Genomic DNA, 25,979 nt, shown 5'->3' with positions numbered 1-25,979 from the left:
TCGCTCCGCTCCTCGCTGTTCACTTGCAGCTTGCCGCCTGCAGCCTGCCGCTACCTCCTTCATACATTTGTACAGCGCCACCCCTCCCAGCTTGGATTTGGTCGATGTTCAGCCCGGCTGGGCGTCCCTAATCTCCGGGCTGGCGGCGTTGATCACTAATAATAAAAGGAGACAGCCAGTGCCTATTCAGACAGAGCACGACCCGCGCTTGAAGCGTGCCCTCAAGACGCGACACATCAGCATGCTGGCCCTGGGCGGCGTCATCGGTGCGGGGCTGTTCGTCGGCTCCAGCGCGGTGATCGCCTCCACCGGGCCCGGCGCTTTCATTACCTATGCCATCACCGGAATCATCGTTGCGCTGGTGATGCGCATGCTCGGCGAAATGGCCGCCGCGCATCCGGCCAAGGGTTCCTTCGTCGATTACGCGCGCATGGCCTTCGGCCGTTCGGCCGGCTACATGACCGGCTGGCTGTACTGGTACTTCTGGGTGATCGTGGTCGGCTTCGAGGCCGTGGTCGGCGGGCAGATCATCAACGGCTGGCTCCCCGATCTGCCGGTGTGGGTCATCGCCCTCGGACTGATGGTCGGCATGACCTTGCTCAACCTGATGTCGGTGCATTCCTTCGGCGAGGCCGAGTACTGGTTCGCCGGCATCAAGGTGGCGGCGATCATCGTCTTCCTGATTGTCGCCGGGGCCTACGCCCTCCACCTCTGGCCGAACTCCACCGCCAGCTTCGGCAACCTCACCGAGCACGGTGGCTTCCTGCCCCACGGCGTGTCCTCGCTGTTCACCGGCGTGGTGGTGGTGATCTTCTCGATGACCGGCGTCGAGGTCGCGACCCTGGCCGCCGCCGAGTCCGAAGACCCCTCGCGCAATATCCGCAAGGCGGTCAACACGGTGATGCTGCGCATCCTGGTGTTCTTCGTGCTGGCGACCTTCTTCATCGTGGTGGCGCAGCCCTGGACCGAGATCAAGGCCGGCAAGTCGCCGTTCGTGGCGACCCTGGAACACATCGGCATCCCCGGCGCCGGCCATATGCTCACCGCGGTGATCCTGGTGGCGGTGCTGTCGGTGCTCAACGCCGGGCTCTACACCTCGTCGCGCCTGCTCTACGTGCTGGCCTCCAACAACGAGGCGCCGCGCTGGATCGCCGGCGTCAGCAGCCGAGGCGTGCCGGTGCGCGGGGTGATCGCCTCGACCCTCGTCGGCTACGGCTGCGTGGTGATCGCCGCGCTCTGGCCGGACACGGTGTTCCAGTTCCTGATCAATTCCTCCGGCACCGTGTTCCTCTTCGTCTACCTGGTGATCTGCCTGTCGCAGCTGAAGCTGCGCCGGCGCTGGGTGGCCGAGGGCAACCTGAAGTTCGCCATGTGGGGCCATCCCTGGCTGCCGCTGCTGGTGACCGCCTCGATCATCGCGGTGCTGGTGAGCATGGCCTTCGACCCGGGCATGCAGATCAGCCTGCTGCAGTGCCTGATCGCCATCGCCGCGATTGCCGCTTCCTACGCGTTGGTGCGCCTGTCCCGCAGCCGCCAGCCGGACGCAACACTGCCGGCGCGCAGCGCCGCGTAACCCGCCGCGCAAAGCCCGTTCGCCGCCGATCCAAACCCTGTTCCATGGCCGTCAACCGGAAGCCAACCTCATGAACGCAAGAATCGATCTGACCCAGCTACCCAACAAGCCCCTGTGGTTCGAGCAGGGCCCGTCCCGCGCGCCGCTGGAGGGCGCCGGCGAGGCCGATGTCGTCATCGTCGGCGCCGGCTACACCGGTCTGTGGACGGCGTACTACCTGCTCAAGAGCGACCCGTCCCTGCGCGTCGTACTGCTGGAGAAGCGCGAAGTCGGCTTCGGCGCCTCCGGGCGCAACGGCGGCTGGGCCTCGGCGATCTTCCCGATCTCGCTGGATCGCGTCGCCCAGATGTATTCCCACGACGCCGCCCTGCAGCTGCAGCAGGCGATGAATGAAACCGTCGACGAGATCGGCCGGGTACTGGCGCTGGAAGGCGTCGAGGCGGACTACGCCAAGCAGGGCTTCCTCTCACTGGCCCGCAGCGCACCGCAGCTCAAGCGCGTGCAGGCGGCGGTGGCGGCTTCCGCGCGCTTCGGCCTGCCGCAGCAATGGCAGGCGCTGGATGCCAGCCAGACCCGCGCGCGGGTCGGCGCCGAAGGCACCCTCGGCGGGCTCTACACCGAGCATTGTGCGCTGATCCATCCCGGCAAGCTGGTGCGTGGCCTGGCGCGGCTGGTGGAGAAGATGGGCGCGACCATCCATGAACATTCCGCCGTGATCGAGATGGCGCCGGGCGTCGTGCGCACCGAGCGCGCCTCGCTCAAGACCGGCTTCACGGTGCGCGCCACCGAGGCCTTCACCTCGCAGCAGGCCGGCTACTCGCGCTTCGTCATTCCGCTGTACTCGCTGGTGCTGGCCACCGAGCCGCTGCCGCTGGAACTGCGCCGCCAGCTCAACCTCGACCACCGCCTGGCGTTCAACGACATGCGCCACCTGCGCGTCTACGGCCAGGTCACGGCCGAGGGCCGGCTGGTCTTCGGCGGGCGCGGCGCGCCGTATCGCTGGGGCTCGCGGATCACCGAGGACGCCGACCTGGTGGACAGCATCCACGGCAAGATCCACCAGACGATGCTGGAGTTCTTCCCCGCGCTGCGTGACGCGCGCATCACCCATCGCTGGGGCGGCGCGCTGGGAGTGTCACGCGACTGGTGCCCGACCGTGAGCATCGACCGCACCCGGCGCATCGCCTGGGCCGGCAACTACGTCGGCGACGGCGTCGCCACCAGCAACCTGGCCGGCCGCATCCTGCGCAACCTGATCCAGGGTCGCGACGAGGCAATCAACCACCTGCCGCTGGTCAACCACCGTTCGCCGTCCTGGGAGCCCGAGCCGCTGCGCTGGCTGGGGGTCAACAGCGGCCTTGCCGCCGCCTCCCTGAGCGACATCGAAGAACGCATCACCCATCGTCCATCCCGCACCGCGATGCTGCTGGAAAAGCTCACCGGTGCGCATTAACAGGAGTACGCCGTGACCACTTTCACGATCATCAAGTCCGCCGCCATCCACTCGCTGCCGCTGGTCAAGGCCGGCCAGCGCGCCGGCGCCGACCGCGGCGATCCGCAGATCGCCATCCAGCAGCTGGCGCCCGAGGCCACCGGCAACCTCGGCGTCTGGGAATGCCAGCCCGGCGGCTGGCCGGTGCTGAACCGCCCGGACACCGAGTTCACCTACATCATCTCCGGCCGCGCGCAGCTCACCGACGACGCCACCGGCGAGAAGGTCGAGGTCACTGGCGGTGACCTGATCATCCTGCCGCCGGGCTGGAGCGGTCGCTGGGACGTGCTGGAAACCGTGCGCAAGGTCTACGCGATCTACTGATCGAGGCCGCTTCACCGGCGGGGGAACACCTCCGCCGACCCTGATAGTCCGGGCGCCACGCTGTGCGCCCCCTGATCGAGACATCGCAATGACCCAAACCATCCTCAACTGGATTTCCGGCGCCCAGGTCGCGTCCACCAGTGGCCAGCAACTGCCGGTCTACAACCCGGCCACCGGCGTGGTCACCGGCCAGGTACAGCTGGCCAGCCATGCCGATGTGGATTCCGCCGTGGCCTCGGCCAAGGCCGCGTTTCCGGCCTGGAGCAACCTGCCGCCGCTGCGCCGCGCGCGCATCCTCAACCGCTTCCTGGCGCTGCTCAACGAGCACCGCGACGACCTGGCCCGGCTGATCACCGCCGAGCACGGCAAGGTGTTCACCGACGCCCAGGGCGAAGTCACCCGCGGCATCGAGATCGTCGAGTTCGCCTGCGGCGCTCCGCAGCTGCTGAAGACCGACTTCACCGACCAGGTCAGCACCAACATCGACAACTGGACCCTGCGCCAGGCGCTGGGGGTGGTGGCCGGTATCACCCCGTTCAACTTCCCGGTGATGGTGCCGATGTGGATGTTCCCGGTGGCCCTGGCCACCGGCAATACCTTCGTTCTCAAGCCGAGCCCCATCGACCCCAGCCCGAGCCTGTTCATCGCCGAGCTGCTCAAGCAGGCCGGCCTGCCCGATGGCGTATTCAACGTGGTGCAGGGCGACAAGGAGGCGGTCAACGCGCTGCTGGAGCATCCGGACGTGCAGGCGATTTCCTTCGTCGGCTCCACGCCGATCGCCAACCACATCTACGAGACCGGCGCGCGCCACGGCAAGCGCGTGCAGGCCCTGGGCGGGGCGAAGAACCACCTGGTGGTGATGCCCGACGCGGACATCGATCAGGTGGTAGATGCGCTGATCGGCGCAGCCTACGGCTCGGCCGGCGAGCGCTGCATGGCGATCAGCGTGGCGGTGTTCGTCGGCGACGAAACTGCCGAAAAAGTGATGCCGAAACTGATCGAGCGCACCCGCAGTCTCAAGGTGCTCAACGGCACCAACCTCGACGCCGAGATGGGCCCCATCGTTTCCCGCGCGGCCCTGGAGCGCATCACCGGCTATATCGAGCAGGGCGTGAAAGAGGGCGCAACGCTGCTGGTGGACGGGCGCGGCTTCAACGGTGAAGTGGCCGGCGAAGGCTGCGGCGACGGCTTCTGGCTGGGCGGCACGCTGTTCGACAACGTCACCCCGGCCATGCGCATCTACAAGGAGGAAATCTTCGGCCCGGTGCTGGCGTGCCTCCGCGTGAAGGATTTCGCCGAAGCGGTGCAGCTGATCAACGACCACGAGTTCGGCAACGGTGTCAGCCTGTACACCCGCGACGGCCACGTCGCCCGCGAGTTCGGCCGGCGCATCCAGGTGGGCATGGTCGGCATCAACGTGCCGATCCCGGTGCCCATGGCCTGGCATGGTTTCGGCGGCTGGAAGAAGAGCCTGTTCGGCGACATGCATGCCTACGGCGAGGAGGGCGTGCGCTTCTACACCAAGCAGAAGAGCATCATGCAGCGCTGGCCGCAGGCGATTGCCAAGGGCGCCGAGTTCGCCATGCCGACCAGCAATTGATGCAGTTGGCGGCTAACTGACAGCGGCCCCGTACCTCGGTACGGGGCCGCTGTGCATTCAGCCCAGGCTGTCGAACAGCTCGGTGTTCTTGCCGGCCTGGATGGCGATCCACAGGCGGGCGATGCCCTGGGTGGTGGTGGGCTTGATGCCGATGAGCTGTTCCACCAGCTTGAGGCGATAGACCAGGGTCTGGCGGTGGATGCCCAGGTCGAAGGCGGCAGCCTTCCAGTTGCGTCGTTCTCCAGGAAGGTCAGCAGCGTCTTCAGCAGTTCCGCGCCTTGCGTGCGGTCGTGCTCGATCAGCGGGCCGAGGTAGCGGCCGACCAGCGCGCGGGCTTCGGCCAGGGATTTGGGCGCCATGATCAGCCCGGTTTCCGCCTCGCCGTAGCGCAGCACGCCGGCCTCGACTTCTTGCGCCTGGGTCAGCGCCAGGCGCGCCTGGCGCACGCTTTCGCGGAAGCCCGTGGCCGCTGCGATAGCACCGCTGACGCCGATCACCGTACCTTCGCCGAGGTTGCTGCGCAGGGCGTCGAAAATGGCGCTGTCGTCGCGGCTGATCGCCAGCAGCAGGCCGTTGTCGCTAAGCAGCAGCGGGCTGGCCCGTTGMAGCGCGGGCGCCTGGTGCAGCTCCTCGGCGCTCCACGGGCCACGGCTGCCCGGCCTGATCGCCAGGCACACCAGGCTGCCGACCAGCCCGCGCTGTTCCAGCAGCGGGCGCGCCAGGGTGAATTCGGTTTCGCTCGCCAGCAGGCTGCGCAGCAGCGCGGCGCCTTCTTCGCGCTGGGTGTCGCGGTGGATCATCAGGCGCTCCAGCTCGACGCCCAGCAGGCCGACCAGCGAGCGCACCAGGATGGGGTCGTCCAGCGTGCGTTCGCCCTTGCGCGCGAGCACCAGATTGGCCCGTGTGCGGCCGCCGATGGGGATGCGTTCGACCTGCTGCGCAGCCGGTTGCCGTGCCGTGCGAGACTCGACCACGGTCTGCCCGCTGACCGCATCCTCGATGGCCAGATTGAGATCCAGGGTCGCCGCGAGGATCGACAGCCGCCCGGCCATTTCCGGCTCCTTGCGCAGCGCCTCGGCGTAGGTCTGGAACAGCCGCTCGCTGGCATTGAAGCGCTCGCGCTGGGCCTGCAGCACGCTCTCGATGACGTGGTGGGAAAGCTTGTTGAACTCCAGCTCGAAGCTGCCGCGCAGGATCGGGAAGAGCAGGCGGTCGGCGGCCTTCAGCAGCTTGGCGGAAAGCTTCGGCGCGCCTTCGCGGGGGGCGTAGACCAGCGCGCTGGCATTGCTCTGCACCAGCTGTTCCAGCCAGCTCACCTGATCCTCGGCGCCGGCAGGAAGGCCAAGGCCGGTGGTCATCACCAGGTCGCCCGGAGAGATCCAGCGCCAGGGGTCCGGCAGGTCGACCGCATGCGCCCAGGTGATCAGCCGGCTGGTGCCGCTCTGGCCGGCAAGCGCCTGCAGTTTCAGCGCTTCGATGTCGATGAGGTCCTGTACCGTCAGCATGGGCAAAGCGTCCGCGATTGTTCCGTCGCCCATGCTACTGGCAAACGCTGCGGCTGGATCAAGGGACGGAAAAAAAGCGCCGGTCGTGGAACCGGCGCAAGGGCCGCCCGCCACATCGCTGGCGGGCGGCGGTGGAGCTTCAGCTTCAGGGCAGGTGCGGGGCAGCTTCAGGGCAGGCGCTGGATGGCCGGCGGAATCCACTGCTTGTCCAGCGCCGCCTGCTGCGGCCAGTACAGCCGCAGGAACAGGTTGAATCCCTGCTCCGGCGCCGGCAGCCAGTTGCTCTGTTGGGCTTGCTCGGGCTTGGCGTGCTGCACGTAGAGGTCGAGGGAGCCGTCGGCGTTGTAGTGCAGCGGGTCGCCGTCGCTCAGGGCGTAGCGGTTGAGCGGGTTGTCGGAGAGAAACTGCTTGGCGTTGTACAGCGTCAGCGACCAGAAGCCCTTCACCGGCGGCAGCTGGTCCTTGGCGAAGTGCAGCACGTAGCGGTGCTCGCCGCTGAGCGGCTGGCCGTCCTGGTCCTTCCACAGGTTGGGGTAGATGGCGTCGGCGGCGAGGTTGGCGCCCAGGCCGATCTTCGCCACCACCGCGCGCTGGTCGTAGCGCGTGCCGTACTGGCCGATGTCGTAGGCGATGCGCCAGCCGTTCTGGGTCGGCAGGCGTTCGAGGAACTGCTGGCTGTTGTCGATGGCCTCCACCACCTTGCGGTAGCCGATGGCGCTGCCGAGTTTCTGCAGCGGCGAGAGGTCCTGCTTGCAGTCAGTGCCGAGCACGCCGATGGCCTTGATGCGTTCCATCATCGGCGCGTCGGCGGCGGCCGGCGGGTTGTCCTTGAGCAGTTGGCAGAAGGTGTTGAAAAACTGCTCCTGACTCCAGGACGCCACCTGGCGATCCGGCGCGGGGCTCTTGCCCAGGGTCGGCAGGTTGACCAGCGCCACCGCCGCAGCCTGGGCGCCGGCCTTGCCTTGCCAGGTGCTCAGCGGGGTCAGTTTGAAGCCTTCCTGCAGCGCGGTGACCTGCTGGTACTGCGCCTCGCCACTGCTGCGAATGCGCCCGATCATCCAGGCCAGGCGGGTCGGCACGTGCACCAGCTCCATGCCGGCGGGGACTTCGCCGCTCCAGCCGGGGCCGGCGATCAAGTAGGTTTTGGCGTGGCTGCCGATGGTGCGGGTGCCGGGGCTCAGGGTGACGTTGGTCCAGGCGTCGAGGATCTGCATCATGTAGAACTGCCCGCTGGTGTCGGGGATTTCCAGGACCAGGGGTTCGCTGCGCAGGTCGAAGTGGCTGATGCTGTAGAGCGTGTCGACGTTGGGCGAAACCACGCCGTTGAAGCCGGGGTCGGGAAAACGCTTGCTGTGGTTGAAGTGGTTCATCGCGCTGGTGCCGATCAGCATCTGGTGCTGCTTGGTCACCTCCATCATCACCAGCGGGTAGCCGTACAGGTAGGCCTCGGCGGTCTCCTTGGCCTGGTGGATGACAGTATTGGCGGCGAGCCCGCCGGCAACAACCAGGGCGGCGCCGATGCCCAGGGCCAGGCGGGTTTTCTTACTCAGGGCCATGCGTTTGCTCCTTGTGCGGATTCTTCTGCTTGTTCTGCTGCTTTTTTTCAGGGAAGGGGGGCATCACTTGCCCAGGCGCTTGAGCTGCGCCGAGGTGAATTCGGACTTGGACAGCGGCATGCCGAACTCCGCCTTGCCGCGCACCTCGTTGCTCAGGTAGCCCACTGCATAGCGGCCGGAGATCAAGTCGTAGGTGGCTTCGGCGACGGTGATCGGCAGCTCCACGTCGTGGTAGTTGGCCAGGTGCGATTCATACAGGCGCCACAGCTCGCCACGGGTGTCGTAGATGTCGGAAACCATGATCTGCCAGGTGTCCTCGTCGATGTAGAAGCGACGCTTGGCGTAGACGTGGCGCGCGCCGGGCTTGAGGGTGGCCTCGACGACCCACACGCGGTGCTTCTCGTAGCGGGTCTGCTCGGGGTTGAGGTAGCCGGGCTTGAGCAGGTCGGCGTACTTCAACGACTTGCTGGCCAGGCGGAAGGCGTTGTAGCCCACCAGCAGTTCCTGCTTGCCGACCAGCTTCCAGTCGTAGCGATCCGGCGCGCCGTTGTAGCCGTCGACGCTGTCGGTCACCACCTGGCCGAAGCTCTGCCGCGCGCTGCTGTCGTAGGCCAGGGTCGGCGCCCGGCGCACGCGGCGCTGGCCGGGGATGTACTGCCAGGCCGAGCGCGGTTCTTCCACCTGGTTGATCGGCTCCTGTACCACCAGGGCTTCGCCGGCATAGCGTGAGGGCGAGGTGGTGAGGATGCGGTTGAAGAACAGCAGGTTCTCGCCGGCATCCAGGTCGCTGACGCGCTCGCGGAAGGCAGTCAGTGCGTCGTTGGTAACCACCGTGAAGTCGCCTTTCTCCTGCACCGTCACCGAGGCGGTGGAGCGCCGTGCGGAGCCGCCGCGGTAGCGCGTCAGGTGGTTCCACATGACTTCCAGCGCCTGGTTCGGCTCGGGGAAGGGCACGCCGAAGTTGTAGCCCAGCAGGCCGTTGCCGCCCTCGGCCAGGGTCACCCGGGCCAGGTTGGCGCGGCTTTCGTCCTGGTAGGCCTTGGGCAGTGTGCTGGTGCGGTGGGTCGGGTAGACCGGCATGCGGTAGTCCGGGTAGCGCTTGAACATCGCCTGCTGGCCGGGGCTGAGCAGCTTGGCGTACTGCTCCAGGTTGCCGCGCTCGACCACGTAGAGCGGCTTCTCGCCGGCGAACGGGTCGGCATAGTCGCCGTTGGCGCTGATGGCGGCGGCGCCGGGCTTGAGGCCACCGTTCCACGCCGGGATGCTGCCGTCGGCATTGCCGGCGCGCTCGGCGCCGACCACGGTCAGCGGGCCGTCGAGTTTCGCCGCGTCGGTTTCCTTGGCCAGGGTGAAGGGGCTGGCAATCACCAGGGAGAACGCCAGGGTCAGGGCAGGAACCAGGTCAGAAGAGAGCACTTTGAAAGTCATGGTCAGAAGCTCGCTTTGAGGGTGACCGAGGCGAAGTCGCGGTCATCGATGGTGGAGTAGTCGTTGGAGCCGAAGAACGTGTTGTAGGCCAGCTCCAGCGAGTAGTTGTTGCGGTAGTCGAAGGTCAGGGCGAGGCCGGCGGCCTGCTGGCCTTCCTGGAAGTTCGGGCTGTTGCCCTCGACGTCATGGCGCCAGGTCAGCGAGGGCGTGACCACGGTGGCCGGCAGCAGACCTTCGTAGTTCAGCGCCAGGCGCAGGCGGTAGCCCCAGGAGAAGTCGGTCATCAGGCCGTCGGTGTTGCAGTTGTCGGCGTTGTAGGCGGCCAGCTCGGTGTCGCTCAGCCCGCCCGGATTGCCCAGGGCGGTGCCGGGGTTGCACAGGCTGCCGTCGCTGGGTGGCGTGCGGCCGAAGCTGCCGGCGCGGCCGAAGCGCTCGTGCAGGCCACCGATCCAGTTGGCGCCCACTTCCCCGGCCCAGGCGAAGCGCTCGGCACCCAGCACGTTGGAGACGGTGTCGATGGCGCCCAGGCTGAGCTGCCAGAACTCCTTGCGCGCGTAGCCTTCCACGGTGCTGCCGCGCGCGGCGGTGAGCTGGTCGGCGGTCATCGGCAGGATTGGCGTGTTGGCCTGGCCGGCGAGCAGCGCGCCCATGTCCACCGGGTTGTAGCCCAGTGGCATGTTGGGCCGGTAGCTCAGCTCGCCGAACACCGCGGTGGTGTCGAGCACGGTGCTCAGGCTGACGCCGAACAGGCGGATGTCCTCGGGGTAGACGGTGAAGTAGTCGCCGGTATTCAGGTTGGCGCCGAGGTTGCCGCCGCTGTTGGGCGCCTGCCGGGCGATGACGCCGGCCAGCTGCGGGGTGCGGCTGTGGTAGTTGGCGTAGTAGAGGCCCAGGTCGGCGTCGCCCAGTTGCTCGATCGAGTAGTGCGCGGCGAGGCCGTACTGGCCGGTGTCGCGGGCCCAGTCGGTGGAGGTGCGGCGCAGGTAGCGCTCGGCGTAGGCGGCCTCGCCGGGAGCGGCGTCGAGGGCATTGGGCACCAGGCTCTGCTGGGTGGTGCCGATGCCGCCGACGATCAGCGCGTCGAACTGGCAGCCTTCCTGGATGTTGTCGCCCAGGCTGAAGAAGGTGCCGCAGCCGTCCAGCACGGTGGGGCGGAAGTTGTACTGCCAGAAGCCTTCCAGGCTGAGCTTGTCGCTCAAGTCATAGTTGAAGCTGAGCATCTCCACCGGCAGCTGGCCTTCCTTGAGCTCGACGCCGGGGCGGTTGAACGCCGAGGCGTCCAGCGGGTTGATGGCGTTGATGCCGTTCTGCAGGAACAGCGCCTCGCCCCAGCTGAGCACCTGCTTGCCGGCACGCACGCCGAGCTTGTGGCCGTCCACGTCGAAGTCCTTCCAGGCATAGGCGTCGAGGGCTTCGAAACCCTTGAATTTGGCCAGGTCCTGCCAGCCGGAATCGTCGAAGCGGGTGAAGTCGCCGTCGCCGTTTTCCAGGGCCTGGTCGTACCAGTATTTCAGGCGCAGGAATGCGCCCTGGCTGCCGTCGTTGAGGTCGAAGTCCGACAGGCCCTTGAACACTGTGGAGATGGTGTCGCCCTTGTCGAAGTTGAGCTTGCCGTCGTCGCCGTTGTAGGCGACGCCGTGGCCGGACTTGCCGATGCTGTTGGCGTCGGCGCGGGTCAATTGGCCCTTGTCGGCGTCCTGCAGGGACCAGCTGGTGCCCAGCGACAGCGTGGTGTTGCTGGTCAGGCTCCAGTCGTCGTTGAGCTGCCAGGTGGCGGCCGGTGCATTTGTCGCAGAGATGGCGAGGGCGAGCACGCTCAGCCGCAGGGGCTGGCGCAGGTGTGGGCGTTGCATGGGATCACCTTTTTTTATTGTGTTGGTGAGGTGCTGCTGGCAAGGCTTGGGGTGTCCGCGGTCAGCGGCGGCATGGGGTCATAGGCGGATTTCCATGGCGTCCTCCCCGAGGGTCAGCTCGCCCGAGAAGCGCTCCTGCATGCCGCGCAGGAACAGCTGGCGGCTGACGAAGTTGGTCGGGCTGGGGATCAGGTGGGTGAGCACCAGGTGGCGGACCTTGGCCTTCTCGGCGAGCCTGGCCAGGCCGAGGGTGTCGGCGTGGTAGTCGAGCACCCGCACCGCCTGCGCCGCGGCGGCGGTCTGGCCGGTGCGCTGCAGGGCGGCGGCGCCCATTCGGATCAGGTGGCCGTTGATGGCTTCGTGCACCACCAGGTCGGCGTCCTGCAGGGCGCCGAAGTAGCGTTCGGTGACGCGGGTGTCGCCGCTGATGAAGACCTTCTTGCCGTTGTAGCGCAGCACGTAGCCGAAGGCCGGGTCCACCGGGCGGTGGTCGACGCGGAAGGCGTCGATGGTCACGCCGTCCTGCTCGAACACCCGCATCGACTCGGCGTCGTCGGCCATCTCGACCACATGGGCCTGGGCATAGGCCAGTTCGGTGGAGATCGCCGGCAGCGCGTGCAGGTGGCGGAACTCGACGTCCTCGGCATAGGCCATGGCCAGGCCCTTGACCACCTGCTCGACGCCGCGCGGGCCGTAGACCTCGAAGGGCGTCTTGCGGCCGTTGATCCAGGTGTGGTTGATCAGCGCGCCGAGGCCGTTGAAGTGGTCCGAATGCCAGTGGGTGATGAACACGCGGTTCAGCGCCGGCAGCGGCACGTGGTTGTCCTCGATATTGCGCATGGCGTTCTCGCCGGCGTCGAAGAGGAACAGCTGGCCGCCGGCCGCCACCAGGGTGCAGGCCTGTCCGCGCGGCGCGTTGACCTGCGGCGTGCCGGTGCCGCAGAGGATCACGCGGATGCTGCCGTCGGCGTTGGTCAGGCTGTTGTCGGTGCGGTCGCGTACCTCGGCATCGAGGATCGCCTCCTGGATGCGCTGGCCGTTGAGCACGACGCCAGCGGCCACGGCGGCGAGCAGCAGGGCGGGTAGGGCAAGTTTCCACTTCAGTCGCATGTCTCTTTTCCTTTCTTGTTTTTTCTTGTCAGGGATATCGACGCGCAGGCAAGGGTGTCGGGCGGGTGTCGGTCACCCCGACCAGTCGGTCTGGAAGCTGTAGCGGCCCAGGGCGCGGGCCAGGTTTTCACGCTGCGCGCCGCCGGCCACCTGGGCGACCAGCCCGCGCCGGGCGTCCTGCACCACCTCCACCGACAGCTCATGGATGCCCAGCGCGCGAGCTTCCTCGCGCACCACGCGGGCGATCTCGCGCTGTTGCAGGGCCGGCTTGAAGATCTTGCCCACCGCCGTCAGTGGCAGGGCGTCGAGCACTTCGATGCGCTTGGGCACGGCGGCACGCTCGCTGATCTGCGTGCTGGCGAAGTCGAGCAGTTGCGCCGGGCTGCAGGCCTGGCCCGGAATCAGTTGCACATAGGCCACCGGCAGTTCGCCGGCGTGGGCGTCGGGGCTGCCGACGGCGGCCACCAGGGCTACCGCCGGGTGGGCCTGCAGGGCTTCCTCGATCACCTTCGGGTCGATGTTGTGGCCGCCGCGGATGATCAGCTCCTTCTTGCGCCCGGTGAGCCAGAAGTAGCCTTCGTCGTCCTGGCGGCCGAGGTCGCCGGTGTTGAGCCAGCGCTGGCCGTCGATTTGCAGCCAGATGCCGTCGTTGTGCCGGGGTTCCAGGTAGCCGTCGAACAGGTTGGGGCCGTGCAGGGCGATGACGCCGACCTCGTCCACCGCGGCATCGCGCTGGTAGTTGCCATGCTCGTCGAGGATCACCGCGCGCATCGCCTGATAGGCCAGGCGCAGGCCGATGGAGCCGATGCGTCGCTCGCCCTCGGGCGGGTTGGTCGAGGACACGCAGGCGCCTTCGGTAAGGCCGTAGCCTTCGAGCAGGCGCACGCCGGTCTGCTTTTCGAAGTCACGGAACAGCTCCACCGGCATCGGCGCCGCGCCGCACAGCGCGTACTTCAGGCTCGACAGGTCGTGGCGTTCGGGCTGCTGGCGGAGCAGGGCGGCGTACACCGTCGGCACGCCGGAGAAGAAGTTGATGCCGAAGTGCTCGACCATTTCCCAGAAGCGTTGCACCACGCCTTCGCCGCGGTAGCCCTGGGGCGTGCCGAGGATCACCCGGTCGCCGTGGGTCCAGGGCATCAGCCCGGTGACCAGCTGGCCGTTGACGTGGAACAGCGGCAGGCCGCAGAAGATCACCTGGCCGGGTTCGCGCGGCTGCATGTTGGCGGCCATGGCCCAGGCGTTGAACACCTCCGAGCCATGGGTGCGCGCAGCGATCTTCGGCAGGCCGGTGGTACCGCCGGTGCAGAAGTAGGAGGAGCGTTCCTCGGCGCGGATGCGCCGGCCGCTGTTCAGCCGCGCGCCGTCCTGGCGCTTCATCAGCGCGCGCAGGTCGTGGATCGGCAGGTGCTTGTGGCGGGCTCTCTCGCGCCGCGCCAGCCAGCGCAGAACCAATGCCTTGGGTAGATTGACGTAGGGCGCCAGGCTGACCCAGACCACCTGCTGCAGGTCGGGCAGGCTGGCGAGCTGGGCGGCCAGGCGCGGCCACAGGTCACTGCCCGGCGTCGGTGCCAGGGTCACCAGCACCTTCACTTTCGCGGCGCGCAGCAACTCGGCCATCTGTGCGGCGTCGAGCAGCGGGTTGATCGCCATGACGATCCCGGCCGCCTCGCCGCCCCAGATGGTGAAGTGGGTTTCCGGCAGGTTCGGCAGGACGAAGCCGACCACATCGCCCGCCGCCACGCCCAGGTCATGGAAGGCATTGGCCGCGCGGGTGATCTCGGCGAACAGCTCGGCGTAGCTCCAGTCGTGGGTGCGGGCGAAGTCGCCGGCATCGAGGAAGAAGCTCAGCGCGTTGGCATCGGCGTGCTCGCGGGCGCTGTGCCCGAGCGCCTCGTAGGTGCTCTGCGGCAGACCGCGTGCGGCCAGCGGCGTAGTCTCCAGGAAGTGGATGTCGGCGAGACTGCGAACGGCCATCAGGCTTGCTCCACCACGCGGTTGCGCTGCACACCCAGGTCGATCACGCCGTCGGCGCTGCGGATGCTCGCCTCGACCACGTCGCCGGCCTTGAGGTACTGGCTGCGCCCCGCCTGGGTCTTGAGGAAGGCTTGCCACTTGATGCGCTCGGGGAGGAAGGCGGCGATGCGCTGCTTGGCCGGCGAGGGGACCGACAGCGCGCAGCCGGCCGGGGTGCCGGTGGCGATCAGGTCGCCGGCGGCAAAATCCTGCACGCCGGACAGCTCGCTCAGGGTCGCTGCCGGGCCGTGTACCAGGTTGGCGGTGCTGTCGCTCTGGCGCACCTGGCCGTTGACCGTCAGGCGCAGCTGCAGCTCCTTCAGGTAGCGCATGTCGGCCGCTTCCAGCAGGCACAGGTAGGGGCCGACCGGGCCGAAGGTGCGGAAGCTCTTGCCCTTGTAGAACTGCATCTGCGGGATCTGGATGTCGCGGGCCGAGTAGTCGTTGACGATGACCACGCCGGCGATGAACTCATGCAGGTTGGCGTCGCTCACCGCGACCTTGCCGGTGATCTCGCGGCGCAGTACCAGGCCCAGCTCGATCTCGTAGTCGAGGAAGCGCACCTGGCGCGGTTTGATCAGGTCGCTGTCGGCGGCGACGATGCAGCTCTGCGCCTTGGTGAAGATCATGTTGAAGTGCTTGGCGTCCGGGTCCATGCCCGACTCGATCATGTGCTGCCGGTAGTTGGCGCCCTGGCAGACGAACTGCTGGTCGCGGGTCACCGGGCTGAGCAGCGTCACGGCAGACAGTTCGAGCTCATCGCCCTGCAGCGCCTTGAGCTGCTCCGCGGTGGTCCCCTGGATCAGCGCGCCGGTGCTGGCATAGTCGCCGGGGACCGGGGTGATCCGGCCCTGGCGCAGCACGCCCCAGCGGACGGCATTCTGGTGTTGGTAGCGGACGAGGTGCACGGGCATGGCAACGACTCCTGGTACAGCGGTTGGCCGCATCGAACGGCGTGGGTCTTCTTGTTGTTGTCGCCGGCTCAGCCGAACATCCGCGCCAGCGTGATGAGCTTGCGCAGGGTCAGGTCCGGGCTGTGCCGCAGGTTGTGCAGCAGGGCGCGCACGGCGGCGAGGTTCATCACCGGCTTGGTGAAGCTGCGCGGCATGCGCTGGCCCCACTGCGCCATGGCCTCGGGGCTGATGGCGTGCAGGCCGGTGGGGCGTTCGGCGGTGAACAGGTCGCCGTCGCAGTAGTGTTCGTGCTTGTCGCCCCAGGGGTCCTGCCAGTAGTCGAAGATCTGGCTGCCGAGGATGTGCCGGCCCATGCCCCAGGCATGCTTCCAGCCGCGCTCGCGCAATACCCGCTGGCCGATGCCGACGGCGTCGGCGTCGACCACCTCGTAGGCGCTGTGGCTGTAGGCGGCCATGAAGCCCTGGGCGAGTGCCAGGGTGTGGTGGTCGGCGGGCGTTTCGCCCAGGTCCAGGCGCAGGAAGGCCACGGCGGGCGAGCCGTCGGGCAGCACCTGCACGTCGCTGGGAATGAAGCCGAAGTGCTCGGTGTACCAGCCGGCGGTGGCCTGGTAGTCGGCGACTTCGAGCACCACGTGGCCGAGCTTGATGATCTCCGGCGGGGCGATGGGCGGGCGCTGGGTGGCATTGATCCGCGGTGCCTCGTCGACCTGATTGAGCGGCAGGGCGCTGCGGTGGGGCAGGGGCGCCACCGGCTGCCGGCCGTACACGGCCTCGATGAGAAAGCCGGACGGGTCGCGCAGGCTCACGCGCTGGCCGTTGCCGGGGACGTCCGGCGATTCGATGGCGCTGGCGCCGGGCAGGCGGGCGATGCGCGCCAGGTCCGCGGCGCTGCCCAGGCTCAGGCCGAAGCCGAGGAAACTCGCCTGCTCGCCGCGCTGCACGCGGTAGCAGTAGGGCGCGCTGCCGGTGCCGCGAAAGTACAGGCAGTCGCGATCACGCCGCGCCAGCACCAGGCCGAAGTCGCCGAGGAAGCGCTCGGCCTGCTCCAGGTCCGGGCGCTGGAAGATCAGGTAGGCCAGCTCGCGGGCCTTCACCGTCGGCTGCGGATGGCGCGCCGGCTGCGGTGTGGCCAGGGTGGGGCTGGTGGTCTGACGGCTCATGCTTGTTGTTCTCCGTGGCTTTCGTCAGGCAAGGCTTCGCCATCGCCCCGGAAATGGAGCGTTGGCAGGTACGGGTGGATCAGTCCGCTGGCGGTAACACCGGCAGCTCACCGGTGGCCAGGCTGCGCGCTTCCTCCGGCGCCACGCCGAGCGCGCGCAGGGTCAGCTCGGCCGAGTCGCTGCCGGCCTGGCGCCAGGTCCGGTGGCCCTCCAGGACCAGGAAGATGGAGCTGAGCACGGAGCCGGCGATCATCGAGATCACCGAGGGCAGCTGCTCCTGGCGGAAGCTGTAGCGGCCGCTGGCGAGCCCGCTGAGCAGGTCGGCGGTGGGCGGGCCGAACCACATGCCGCGCAGCGATTCCTCGCTCATCGAGAAGCGGCTGATGAAGGCGCCCCAGTGCTGTTCCTCGTGGGCCCGGCGGATGAAGAAGCGGATGCCGTTGGCCAGGCGCAGGGCCGGGTCCGAGGTCTCGCCGAAGCTCTTCACCACGCGCTGGTGCATCTCCGCCGCCAGGTGGCTGGCGACGTGCTGGAACAGGTCGTCGATGGACTGCAGGTTGTTGTAGATGGTGCCCCTGGCCACGCCGGCCTCCTGGGCCAGGTCGCTGATGTTCACCTGGCTCGCGCCCTTTTCGGCGAACAGGCGCAGGGCGGCCTGGTGGATACGGCGCTGTACGGGGTTGAGGGTTTCCATGAAAAATCGGCTCCAAGGTCAAGCTTGGGCTGATTGAACACGTGCGTTCAAAATAAGTCAACAGGGTCTATTGGTCGTGTTTTTTGCCGATTCTTTCCGAGCTTCCCGTGTATTTCGGGGCTTTCCACTGCTCAGATGGCTTGCAGGAGAGGCTCTGGACGGCAGGTTTTAGCGGGATTTCGCGAACAGATTTGATCTCCAGTTGACTGAATTGAACACTGGTGTTCAAAATGATTCGGCGATGTCTTCCCCTGGAGCAAGCAATGCAAGAGTCCACAACAACAACGACAACCTGCGACGTGATCATCGTCGGCCTGGGCCCCACCGGGGCGGTGCTGGCCAACCTGCTGGGCCGCTACGGCTGGTCGGTGGTCGGCCTGGAGCGCGACGAGGACCTGTACTACGCCCCGCGTGCCGTGCACTTCGATGACGAGATCATGCGCATCTTCCAGTTCGCCGGCCTGGCCGGCGACATCGGCCGCACCAGCGAATCGTTCACCGACATGGAGATCATCCTGCGCCCCGGGCGCAAGCCGGTGACCGGCTCGCGCATCGGCAGCCAGGACCGTCGCTACGGCCACCCCGGCGCCTGGTGGTTCCACCAGCCGACCCTGGAGCGGCACTTCCACGACGGGCTCAAGCGCTTCCCCAACGTCACTCCGGTGTATGGCTGCCGCGTCGTCGGCGTCGAGCAGGATGCCGACGGCGTGCGCGCCACCGCCGTGCAGCGTGACGGCAGCGAGCGGGTGTTCCAGGGCCGCTACCTGATCGGCTGCGACGGCGGCAAGAGCTTCGTCCGCCGCGAGGCCGGGCTGCGCCTGGAGTCGGCGGACTTCGACGAGGCCTGGGTGGTGGTCGATACGAAGACCCGCTCCGGCAAGAAGGACGCGCTGCTGCCGGCCAACCACTCGCAGGTGTGCAACCCGGCGCAGCCGGTGACCTACGTACCCATGGCCGGGCCGTACTACGAGTGGCAGTTCATGGTCACCGGCGGCAAGTCCGAGCGCGAGGCCACCGACCCCTACCTGGTGCGCCAGCAACTGCGCGACTTCGTCGACCTCGACAAGATCGAGATCACCCGCATCGCCTACTACAAGTTCCACGGCCTCTGGGCCAACGACTGGCGCAACGGCCGGATCATCCTTGCTGGCGACTCGGCGCACCAGATGCCGCCGTTCCTCGGCCAGGGCATGTGCTCGGGCGTGCGCGACGCCAGCAGCCTGTGCTGGCGGCTGGACATGGTGCTGCGCGGCGCCGCGCGGGAGAAGTTGTTCGACGACTACGAGGCCGAGCGCTCGGCCCACGTGCGCGAAATCATCAACGGCGCGATGTTCCTCGGCAACGTCATCCAGACCCGCCACCGCGGCGTGGCCTTCCTGCGCGACTGGCTGCTGTTCCGCATCGCCGGCATGCTGCCGTTCGCCAACAAGGCGTTCGCCGACAAGGCCAACCGCAAGAAGCCACTGGCCGCCGGCTTCTGCGGCTGGGGGCACCGGCTGTCCGGCCACCTGGCCCTGCAGCCGAAGGTGTTGCGCGAGGAGCAGGGTGAGCGGGTACTGCTGGATGAGGCGCTCGGCCACGGCTTCGCCTTGCTCGCCCGGCGCGGCAGCCTCGATAGCCAGCGCGCGCAGCTGGAGCGACTGGCGCAGCAGGTGGACATTCGTGTGCTGGAGTTCGCCGAAGACCCGGCCGGCGCGGTGCTCGGCGACCCCACCGGCGCGCTGCAGGACTGGTTCGACGAAGCCGGCATGGACTTCGTGCTGATCCGCCCCGACCGCTACGTCTTCGACGCCGGCCGCGCCGACCAGCTCGGCCGTGTCGCCGAGCGCTTCCTCGCTGGCCTGGCGCTGGTCCGCCACAGCAACCAACCCCAAGGAGTGGCGGCATGATCGACACCCCCGTTCTCATCAGCGGCGCCGGCCCGGTAGGCCTGACCCTGGCGCTGAACCTCAGCCGCCTGGGCATTCGCTCGGTGCTGCTCAACGACCGCCGGCAGACCACCACGCACCCCAAGCTGGACGTGGTGAACTGCCGCTCGATGGAAATCTTCCGCCAGCTGGGCCTGGCCGAGCGCATCCGCGCGGCCGGCAACCCGACCGACGCCAACCAGTATTCGGCGATGGCGGCTTCGGCCAGCGGGCCGTTCTACAGCGTGATGTCCGACCGCCACCTGATCTACCAGCCGGTCAGCCAGGCCGCGCAGGCCATCCGCGCCTGCCGCGACGGCAGCCTGCCGCTGGAATCGATGCAGCGCATCGCGCAGATGCACCTGGAACCGGTGCTGCTGGCCGAGGTGGAGGCCGACCCCAACATCGAGCTGCGCATGGGCTGGCGCCTGTATGGCTTCGAACAGGGCTCCACCGGTGTGGTGGCGATGGCCCACGAAGTGGATAGCGGCGAGGCGCAGCAGTTCTTCGCCCAGTACCTGGTCGGCTGCGACGGCCCCAACAGCCGCGTGCGCAATTTCCTCAACATCGATTACGACGGCACCCGCGACCTGGTCGGCGAGCTGTTCATCATCCACCTGCGCTCCGACGACATCGCCGGGCTGTTCCCGAACAACCAGCCGTATTGGCACACTTGGCTGACCCGGCCGGGCTTCGCCGGGCTGCTGGTCTCGCCCGATGCCAGCCGCAACGACTACGTGCTGCACCGGCCCTTTGCGCCGCGCCCCGGCGAGTCGCTGGAAAGCGTGGTGGATGCCGCCCTCGGAACCCGGCTGCGCTACGAGATCGTCCAGTCCGGCCCCTGGCGCCCGCAGTTCCTGGTGGCCCGTTCGTTCGGCCGGCAGCGGGTGTTCATTGCCGGCGACGCCACTCACCAGTTCATGCCCACCGGCGGGCTGGGGATGAACACCGGGGTGGCCGAGGCGCACAACCTGGCGTGGAAGCTGGCGGCCTGCCTGGCCGGCTGGGGCGGCCCGCGCCTGCTGGAGAGCTACGAGGCGGAACGCTTGCCGGTGGCCCGGCGCAACCGCGACCACGTGAAGAAATGTGCGGCGGCGACCTTCGAGGCGCAGATGCGCCGTGACGAAGCGCTGCTCGCCCAGGGGCCGGGAGGCGAGGCGGCGCGCGAGGCGGCCGGGCTTGAGTTCGAGCGCAAGGTCTCGCGGCTCTATGAGTCGCTGGGCGTGGAGATCGGCTACCGCTACCACGGCTCGCCCGCCATCGAGACGGACACCGCCAGCGAGCCGGCCTACGAGGAGATTCGCTATACGCCCACCACCTGGTCCGGTGCGCGGCTGCCCAGTGCATTCCGCGAGGACGGCACCGCGCTGTTCGACCAGCTGGCCCTCGGTCATTACACCCTGCTTGCGTTCGCTGCCGATGCGCAGGACTGCGCACCGCTGCTGGAGGCCGCGCAGGAATGCGGGGTGCCACTGAGCGTGCTGCCGATCCATGAGAAGTACCTGGCGACCCTGTACGAGCGGCGCTTCGTGCTGGTGCGCCCGGACCAGCATGTGTGCTGGCGTGGCGACAGCCTGCCGGTCGATTGCTACTCGCTGTTCAACCGTCTGCGCGGAGCCCGCTGACCATGAGCCTGTTCATCGATTCGCTGAAGCTGCGCCTGCTCCTGCTGGCGTCCATCCCGCTGCTGCGCCGCGCCGAACGGCGCTCGGCGCGCCTGCGTGAACTGCTCCACGAGGAGTCCTTCGTGCTGCAGATTCGCACTGGCGACGGCGTCGGCGGCTATTACCAGTTGCGGGGCGGCGTGCTCAGCCTGCACCGCGGCGAACACCGCCGGCCCGACTTCGTCCAGCACTGGCAGCACAGCGCCGATGCGTTGCGGGTGATGCTCAGCCGCGACGAGACCGACATGCTGCGCGCCGTCGAAGGCGGGCAGTGCCAGCTGCAGGGGCGCTTCGCGGTGGCCCTGTGGTTCAACGAAGCCATGAAGATCGCCCGGGCTGCCTAGCCCCTCACGGATCACCCAAGGACAACAACAATGACGATCCAACAAGGTCGCATCGACGTGCACCACCACATCATCCCGCCGGCTTTCGTCGAGGTCATGGCCAGCAAGGGGCTGGACATGGTGGCCGGTGCCCCGCTGCCGACATGGTCACCGCAGAAGTCCATCGAAGTGATGGACCTCAACGGCATCCAGACCGCCATCACCTCGCTGTCGGCGCCGGGCGTGCATTTCGGCGGGGGCGTGGCGCAGGCCCGCGAGCTGGCGATGCGCTGCAACGATTTCGCCGCGCAGATGCGGGTCGACTATCCGGGGCGCTTCGGCAACTTCGCCGTGCTGCCCACGCCATTCACCGAGGCGGCCTGCCGCGAGGCGATCCGCGCGCTGGATGAGCTGAAGGCCGAAGGCGTGGTGCTGCTGGGCAGCACCGATGGCGTGTTCCTCGGCGATGAGCGTTTCGACGAGCTGATGGCCGAACTGGACCGCCGCGCGGCCATCGTCTTCGTCCACCCGAACATGCATGAAAGCAGCGAGAAGCTCGGCATCGCCGCACCAGGCTTCCTGGTCGAATTCCTCTGCGACACCACCCGTGCGGCCGTGAACCTGATCCTCACCGGCACCCTGGAAAAGTACCCGCGCATCCGCTGGATTCTCGCCCACGGCGGCGGCTTCCTGCCTTACGTGGCCTGGCGCGTGTCCCTGGCCAACGCCCTGCCGCAGTTCCAGGACAAGGCCCCGCAGGGGGTGATGACCTACCTCAAGCGCTTCTACTTCGACACCGCGCTGTCGCCGTCGCGCTACTCCATGGCGGCGCTCAAGGAACTGGTGGAGCCCTCGCAGATTCTCTTCGGCAGCGACTTTCCCTTCGCCCCGGCGCCGGTCACCACCTTGTCCTGCCAGACCCTGGAGCAGAACACCCTGTGGTCGGATGCGCAGCGCTACGGAATCAACCGTGGCCACGCGCTGAGCCTGTTCCCGCAGTACCGCCAGGCGAACGAGCAGGTGATCCCGGCGCCGATCTATGCCGGCGAGTCCTTCTCCAGCCGCCTCAAGCGCAGCCTGACCCGCCCGCTGGGCGCCTTCGTCGAGCGTGTGCGCAGCCGCTGAAGCGCGCTGCCGTTTTCGCCGTCCTTCAAGGAGCGACCCCATGAACAAGCTGTTCCAACCGCTGCGCCTGCCCAACGGCCAGGTGATCGGCAACCGCCTGGCCAAGGCGGCCATGGAAGAGAACCTGGCCGACGCCGACCATGCGCCGGGGGAGACGCTGATCCGCCTCTACCGCGCCTGGGCCGAAGGCGGCGCCGGGTTGATCCTCACCGGTAATGTGATGGTCGACCGCCGCGCGCTCACCGGCCCGGCCGGCGTGGTGCTGGAGGATGAACGCCACCTGCCGCGCTTCACTGCCTGGGCGCAGGCCTGCCGCAGCCGTGGCGCGCAGGCCTGGCTGCAGATCAACCACCCCGGCCGCCAGCTGATGGCCGGGCTCGGCCAGCCGGCGCTGGGGCCGTCGGCCATCGCCGTGGAGATTCCCGGCCTGAAGAATGTCTTCGCCCAGCCGCGCGCGCTGACCGTGGCGGAGATCGAGGACATCATCCAGCGCTACGTCACCACCGCGCAGCTGGCGGAGCGGGCCGGCTTCAGCGGTGTGCAGATCCACGCAGCGCACGGCTACCTGTTCAGTCAGTTCCTCTCGCCGCTGAGCAACCAGCGTACGGACGAGTGGGGTGGCAGCCTGGAAAACCGCGCGCGCATCCTGCTGCGCACGGTGGACGCGGTGCGTGCTTGTGTGGTGGCGGATTTCTGCGTGGCGGTGAAGCTCAATTCCGCCGACTTCCAGCGCGGCGGGTTCGCCGCCGAGGATGCCGAAGCAGTGGTCGCCATGCTCAACGAGCGCGCGGTGGACCTGGTGGAGCTTTCCGGCGGCAGCTACGAAAGCCCGGCGATGCAGGGCCAGACCCGCGACGGCAGTACCCTGGCGCGGGAGGCCTACTTCCTCGACTTCGCCGAACGCATCGGCGCGGTGGCGCGCATGCCGCTGATGGTGACCGGCGGGATTCGCCGCCTGGAAGTGGCCGAGCGGGCGCTGCAGGGCCGCGTCTCCATGGTTGGCATGGCCACCGCGCTGGCCGTGGAACCGGCATTGCCGGGCCGCTGGAAGCTTGGTGAGCGGGCACAGGTGGAACCCATCGTGGTGCCCTGGAAGAACCGCGCGCTGGCCGCCGCTGCCACCCAGTCGGTGGTCAAGCAACAGCTGGTATTGCTCAGCCAGGGGCGCGCCACCAAGCCGGATACCTCGCCGTTGCTGGCGCTGCTGTTCGGCCAGATCAAGCAGCGGCGACAGTCGAAACGCTACCGCCGCTGGGTCGCCGAAAGCTGATCGGCAGCGGCCTCAGGGGAGGGACGGAGGTAGCGGCAGCGCCGCGATCTTCCTGGCCTTCGCCGGGCTGGCGCCGAGGGCGCGGAGGACCATCTCGGTGATCTTCACGTCGTGCTCGGGCACCGCGCGGCCTTCCATCACCGCGCGCATGGCGCCGGTGGCGCAGGCCACCACCAGGTCCAGGGCAAGGTCTTCGTCGGTGTAGCTGAAAACCCCTTCCTCGACCCCGGCGCGCAGGTCGTGCAGGACGTTCTGCGTCAGCTGTACGTGCATGGCACGGTCGAAGTGGATCAGCCGCGCCAGCGCGCTGGCCCACTGCACATCCGCCTGCGCCTTGAGCACGAACAGGCGCACGCCGATGGCCAGGCGCCGCGAGCCGCTGGAGATACCGTCGCTGAGCCGGGTGATGGCCTCGGAGAACTCGCCGGCCAGCGAGATGCCCACCGCCTCGGCGAGCTCCTCGCGGGTCTTGAAGTAGTTGTAGATGGTGCCGGTGGACACCTGCGCCTCGGCGGCCAGGTCCTGGAATACCGTGGCGGCGATCTCCTGCCGGGCGAACACGCGCAGGGCTGCATCGAGCAGGCCCTGGCGGGTGCGTGCGCGCTTCTTGTGGCCACGGCTGAGCGGGGCGCAGTCGTCGCTGGCGGTCGGCGGGGTTCGGTCAGTCATGGCGCGGCCCAGGTTGTACAGGCCGGCCATGATACGGGAAGCGCGCCGGTGGTCGGTATCGGCTCATGCACGCAGCAGCGCCTCGCACTGGCGTAGCAGCTCGGCCGCCTGCTGCGGGGCGCCCTGGTGCATGATGATGCGGTCCGGACGCACCACCGCCAGGGTTGGCCTGGACCAGGCCTGCAGCAGGCTGCCATCGAGCGAATCGGCGAAATCGCCGGCGCCGGCCGCCTGGCCATAGCCGTAGCCGATCTGCAGGAAATCGCCGCCCAGCTCCTGCCAGCGCGCCTGTTCGCTGCTGCTCAGCCAGCGCCGCGGGTCGGTGCCCAGGCCCACCAGCTGCAGGCGGTCGCCCAGCAGCTCGTCGCTCAGGCGCACCTGGCCGGCGCTGCGCACCCAGGCCTGGGGGAACAGCGCACCGTTCTGCGGCGCGCGCCGCCCGCGCGAGCCGACGAACAGGCCACGGGCGTAACGGTGCTTGGGCTTGATATCCAGTTCGTCGAAGTAGCGCCGCGCCGCCGGGATGATCCGCAGGGTCTTCATCAGCCCGTGGACCAGCGCTGCCACCAGGGCGTTGCGCGGCATCACCAGGCTGCCCATCAGCCGCGCCAGGTCGATCATCTCGCGGGCATGGGGGCGGCGCTCCTCGTCGTAGCTGTCGAGAATCTGCGCTTTGGCGCGCCCCTGTAGTACCCAGCAGAGCTTCCAGGCGAGGTTGGCGACATCGCGCAGGCCGGCGACCAGGCCCTGGCCGACGAAGGGCGGGGTGATGTGCGCGGCGTCGCCGACGAGGAACACCCGGCCCTGCTGGAAACTGTCACAGCAGCGCGCGTGGAAGCGGTACACCGCCTTGCGTTCGATGCTCAGCTGCTGCGGCTCGATCCAGGGTGCCAGCAGCTGGCAGATCTGCGCGGGGTCTTCCATCTGCTGGCGCGTCTCGCCCGGCCGCAGCATGAACTCCCAGCGCTCGCGGCCGCCCGGTGCGGGCATGTGCGGAGTGGGGCGGCGGTGGTCGCAGAGGAATTCGACGTGATCGATGGCGTGGCCCTCGCGGGCGCCGGCGTCGACGATCAGCCAGTCCTCGGCGTAGCTCTGGCCGGCGAACTCCTGGCCGATCAGCCCGCGCACCTTCGAGCTGGCGCCGTCGGCGCCGACCAGGTATTTGCAGCGCACCTGGTGGTGCTCGCCGTTTTCGTCCAGCAGGGTGGCGCTGGCGCCCGTCTCGTCCTGCACGAACTCCAGCAGCTCCAGCCCGCCCAGGCAGCGCAGGTTGGCGAAGCGCTGGGCCTGGCGGCGCATGGCCTGCTCCAGGTCAGGCTGGTAGAAGGTCACCAGCTTGGGGTGGCCGTCGATGCGCCCGTGGGTGTTGGCCTGGCCGAACTGGCCGACGATGGGGCAGTGCATCTTCACATGGGGGATGACCACGGTGTCGAAGGCGTCCTCCGCCAGCCCGGCCAGCTGGAGGATGCGCAGCGCTTCGTTGTCGAGGGCGATGGCGCGGGGCATCAGCAGGACTTCGTGGGCCTTGTCGACGACCAGGGTGTCGACGCCATAGCGGCCCAGCAGGGCGGCCAGCGTCGCCCCTACGGGACCGTTGCCGATCACCAGGACGTCGACCGATTCGGGAACAGCTTGATTGTTGTTATGCATGGAGTAGCCCGATCAAGTGGAGGGTGCCCGGTGCACGCATCCGGGTCAGCGGAATTTACCAATATTGACGAAATATTCAATATTGGTTATTTCGCCAATTAATTTCCCTGGGCGCGCGACAGGCGCCGGCGCGGCTGCCTGCTCGGCTG

Annotated in this window: 20 protein-coding genes and 1 pseudogene; 9 read left to right on the top strand and 12 right to left on the bottom strand. The window is 68.1% G+C overall.

Annotation, left to right across the window (positions count from 1 at the left end; genetic code table 11):
* Positions 1 to 178: 178 nt before the first annotated feature.
* From QO207_RS21680 to QO207_RS21665, 4 genes are all read left to right on the top strand, one after another.
* Positions 179 to 1,573 carry an amino acid permease gene (locus QO207_RS21680; protein ID WP_301534353.1) on the top strand — a complete coding sequence of 465 codons (1,395 nt, stop codon included), beginning with the start codon at positions 179 to 181 and terminating at the stop codon, positions 1,571 to 1,573.
* 70 nt (positions 1,574 to 1,643) lie between these two features.
* Complete coding sequence (locus tag QO207_RS21675) at positions 1,644 to 3,026, top strand: FAD-binding oxidoreductase (RefSeq protein WP_301534352.1); 1,383 nt, start codon at positions 1,644 to 1,646, stop codon at positions 3,024 to 3,026.
* A 12-nt stretch (positions 3,027 to 3,038) separates the two neighbouring features.
* Positions 3,039 to 3,389, top strand: coding sequence for a cupin domain-containing protein (locus QO207_RS21670; RefSeq protein WP_301534351.1), 351 nt, complete (start codon positions 3,039 to 3,041; stop codon positions 3,387 to 3,389).
* 88 nt (positions 3,390 to 3,477) lie between these two features.
* Positions 3,478 to 4,989 carry a CoA-acylating methylmalonate-semialdehyde dehydrogenase gene (locus tag QO207_RS21665; protein ID WP_301534350.1) on the top strand — a complete coding sequence of 504 codons (1,512 nt, stop codon included), beginning with the start codon at positions 3,478 to 3,480 and terminating at the stop codon, positions 4,987 to 4,989.
* A 57-nt stretch (positions 4,990 to 5,046) separates the two neighbouring features.
* Here QO207_RS21665 and QO207_RS31545 read toward each other — a convergent pair whose 3' ends face one another.
* The 10 genes and pseudogenes from QO207_RS31545 to QO207_RS21620 all read right to left on the bottom strand — a co-directional run bounded on the left by QO207_RS31545 (position 5,047) and on the right by QO207_RS21620 (position 17,222).
* Positions 5,047 to 5,175 carry a hypothetical protein gene (locus QO207_RS31545; RefSeq protein ID WP_367620482.1) on the bottom strand — a complete coding sequence of 43 codons (129 nt, stop codon included), beginning with the start codon at positions 5,173 to 5,175 and terminating at the stop codon, positions 5,047 to 5,049.
* Positions 5,176 to 5,471: 296 nt separating this feature from the next.
* A pseudogene (locus QO207_RS31540) lies at positions 5,472 to 6,494 on the bottom strand (PucR family transcriptional regulator ligand-binding domain-containing protein); the annotation flags it as partial.
* 167 nt (positions 6,495 to 6,661) lie between these two features.
* Complete coding sequence (locus QO207_RS21655) at positions 6,662 to 8,050, bottom strand: DUF1254 domain-containing protein (protein ID WP_301534348.1); 1,389 nt, start codon at positions 8,048 to 8,050, stop codon at positions 6,662 to 6,664.
* A 63-nt stretch (positions 8,051 to 8,113) separates the two neighbouring features.
* Entirely contained in the window at positions 8,114 to 9,478 is a 1,365-nt protein-coding gene (locus tag QO207_RS21650; protein ID WP_301534347.1) for a DUF1329 domain-containing protein, read from the bottom strand.
* A 2-nt stretch (positions 9,479 to 9,480) separates the two neighbouring features.
* Positions 9,481 to 11,331 (bottom strand): DUF1302 domain-containing protein, encoded by a 1,851-nt coding sequence (locus tag QO207_RS21645; protein WP_301534346.1) that lies wholly within the window; start codon positions 11,329 to 11,331, stop codon positions 9,481 to 9,483.
* Positions 11,332 to 11,409: 78 nt separating this feature from the next.
* Complete coding sequence (locus tag QO207_RS21640; RefSeq protein WP_301534345.1) at positions 11,410 to 12,441, bottom strand: MBL fold metallo-hydrolase; 1,032 nt, start codon at positions 12,439 to 12,441, stop codon at positions 11,410 to 11,412.
* A 72-nt stretch (positions 12,442 to 12,513) separates the two neighbouring features.
* Positions 12,514 to 14,415: an acyl-CoA synthetase gene (locus QO207_RS21635; RefSeq protein ID WP_301534344.1), complete on the bottom strand. Its 1,902-nt coding sequence runs from the start codon at positions 14,413 to 14,415 to the stop codon at positions 12,514 to 12,516.
* Positions 14,415 to 15,368, bottom strand: coding sequence for a fumarylacetoacetate hydrolase family protein (locus tag QO207_RS21630; protein WP_301534343.1), 954 nt, complete (start codon positions 15,366 to 15,368; stop codon positions 14,415 to 14,417). Before QO207_RS21630 ends, QO207_RS21635 begins: the two co-directional genes overlap by 1 nt.
* Positions 15,369 to 15,436: 68 nt before the next feature.
* Positions 15,437 to 16,528 carry a VOC family protein gene (locus tag QO207_RS21625; protein ID WP_301534342.1) on the bottom strand — a complete coding sequence of 364 codons (1,092 nt, stop codon included), beginning with the start codon at positions 16,526 to 16,528 and terminating at the stop codon, positions 15,437 to 15,439.
* A gap of 79 nt (positions 16,529 to 16,607) precedes the next feature.
* Entirely contained in the window at positions 16,608 to 17,222 is a 615-nt protein-coding gene (locus QO207_RS21620; protein ID WP_301534341.1) for a TetR/AcrR family transcriptional regulator, read from the bottom strand.
* 263 nt (positions 17,223 to 17,485) lie between these two features.
* On the opposite strand from QO207_RS21620, the gene QO207_RS21615 reads away from it, so the two are divergent.
* The 5 genes from QO207_RS21615 to QO207_RS21595 are packed head-to-tail and all read left to right on the top strand — an operon-like array spanning position 17,486 to position 23,511.
* Positions 17,486 to 19,111, top strand: coding sequence for a bifunctional 3-(3-hydroxy-phenyl)propionate/3-hydroxycinnamic acid hydroxylase (locus tag QO207_RS21615; protein WP_301534340.1), 1,626 nt, complete (start codon positions 17,486 to 17,488; stop codon positions 19,109 to 19,111).
* Positions 19,108 to 20,754 carry an FAD-dependent monooxygenase gene (locus QO207_RS21610; RefSeq protein WP_301534339.1) on the top strand — a complete coding sequence of 549 codons (1,647 nt, stop codon included), beginning with the start codon at positions 19,108 to 19,110 and terminating at the stop codon, positions 20,752 to 20,754. Before QO207_RS21615 ends, QO207_RS21610 begins: the two co-directional genes overlap by 4 nt.
* Before the next feature lie 2 nt (positions 20,755 to 20,756).
* Positions 20,757 to 21,137: a hypothetical protein gene (locus QO207_RS21605; RefSeq protein ID WP_301534338.1), complete on the top strand. Its 381-nt coding sequence runs from the start codon at positions 20,757 to 20,759 to the stop codon at positions 21,135 to 21,137.
* Between the two features lie 30 nt (positions 21,138 to 21,167).
* Positions 21,168 to 22,241 carry an amidohydrolase family protein gene (locus tag QO207_RS21600; RefSeq protein WP_301534337.1) on the top strand — a complete coding sequence of 358 codons (1,074 nt, stop codon included), beginning with the start codon at positions 21,168 to 21,170 and terminating at the stop codon, positions 22,239 to 22,241.
* Between the two features lie 40 nt (positions 22,242 to 22,281).
* On the top strand, positions 22,282 to 23,511 hold the full coding sequence (locus QO207_RS21595) for an NADH:flavin oxidoreductase/NADH oxidase family protein (protein WP_301534336.1): 1,230 nt from the start codon (positions 22,282 to 22,284) through the stop codon (positions 23,509 to 23,511).
* A gap of 12 nt (positions 23,512 to 23,523) precedes the next feature.
* Here the strand turns inward: QO207_RS21595 and QO207_RS21590 are convergent, their stop codons facing one another.
* Positions 23,524 to 24,180 carry a TetR/AcrR family transcriptional regulator gene (locus tag QO207_RS21590; protein WP_301534335.1) on the bottom strand — a complete coding sequence of 219 codons (657 nt, stop codon included), beginning with the start codon at positions 24,178 to 24,180 and terminating at the stop codon, positions 23,524 to 23,526.
* A gap of 63 nt (positions 24,181 to 24,243) precedes the next feature.
* Positions 24,244 to 25,830 (bottom strand): bifunctional 3-(3-hydroxy-phenyl)propionate/3-hydroxycinnamic acid hydroxylase, encoded by a 1,587-nt coding sequence (locus QO207_RS21585; protein ID WP_301534334.1) that lies wholly within the window; start codon positions 25,828 to 25,830, stop codon positions 24,244 to 24,246.
* Positions 25,831 to 25,979 lie beyond the last annotated feature (149 nt).

Source organism: Pseudomonas sp. CAN1 (assembly GCF_030462585.1).
GTDB lineage: Bacteria > Pseudomonadota > Gammaproteobacteria > Pseudomonadales > Pseudomonadaceae > Pseudomonas.
This window is presented reverse-complemented; position numbering and strand designations above follow the sequence as displayed.

Bases quoted from the DNA above. Each gene is read 5' to 3' on its own strand.
- QO207_RS21675 (WP_301534352.1), top strand. From the start codon at position 1,644: ATGAACGCAAGAATCGATCTGACCCAGCTACCCAACAAGCCCCTGTGG.
- QO207_RS21665 (WP_301534350.1), top strand. From the start codon at position 3,478: ATGACCCAAACCATCCTCAACTGGATTTCCGGCGCCCAGGTCGCGTCC.
- QO207_RS21655 (WP_301534348.1), bottom strand. From the start codon at position 8,050: ATGGCCCTGAGTAAGAAAACCCGCCTGGCCCTGGGCATCGGCGCCGCC.
- QO207_RS21650 (WP_301534347.1), bottom strand. From the start codon at position 9,478: ATGACTTTCAAAGTGCTCTCTTCTGACCTGGTTCCTGCCCTGACCCTG.
- QO207_RS21645 (WP_301534346.1), bottom strand. From the start codon at position 11,331: ATGCAACGCCCACACCTGCGCCAGCCCCTGCGGCTGAGCGTGCTCGCC.
- QO207_RS21640 (WP_301534345.1), bottom strand. From the start codon at position 12,441: ATGCGACTGAAGTGGAAACTTGCCCTACCCGCCCTGCTGCTCGCCGCC.
- QO207_RS21635 (WP_301534344.1), bottom strand. From the start codon at position 14,415: ATGGCCGTTCGCAGTCTCGCCGACATCCACTTCCTGGAGACTACGCCG.
- QO207_RS21630 (WP_301534343.1), bottom strand. From the start codon at position 15,368: ATGCCCGTGCACCTCGTCCGCTACCAACACCAGAATGCCGTCCGCTGG.
- QO207_RS21625 (WP_301534342.1), bottom strand. From the start codon at position 16,528: ATGAGCCGTCAGACCACCAGCCCCACCCTGGCCACACCGCAGCCGGCG.
- QO207_RS21620 (WP_301534341.1), bottom strand. From the start codon at position 17,222: ATGGAAACCCTCAACCCCGTACAGCGCCGTATCCACCAGGCCGCCCTG.
- QO207_RS21615 (WP_301534340.1), top strand. From the start codon at position 17,486: ATGCAAGAGTCCACAACAACAACGACAACCTGCGACGTGATCATCGTC.
- QO207_RS21610 (WP_301534339.1), top strand. From the start codon at position 19,108: ATGATCGACACCCCCGTTCTCATCAGCGGCGCCGGCCCGGTAGGCCTG.
- QO207_RS21605 (WP_301534338.1), top strand. From the start codon at position 20,757: ATGAGCCTGTTCATCGATTCGCTGAAGCTGCGCCTGCTCCTGCTGGCG.
- QO207_RS21600 (WP_301534337.1), top strand. From the start codon at position 21,168: ATGACGATCCAACAAGGTCGCATCGACGTGCACCACCACATCATCCCG.
- QO207_RS21595 (WP_301534336.1), top strand. From the start codon at position 22,282: ATGAACAAGCTGTTCCAACCGCTGCGCCTGCCCAACGGCCAGGTGATC.
- QO207_RS21590 (WP_301534335.1), bottom strand. From the start codon at position 24,180: ATGACTGACCGAACCCCGCCGACCGCCAGCGACGACTGCGCCCCGCTC.
- QO207_RS21585 (WP_301534334.1), bottom strand. From the start codon at position 25,830: ATGCATAACAACAATCAAGCTGTTCCCGAATCGGTCGACGTCCTGGTG.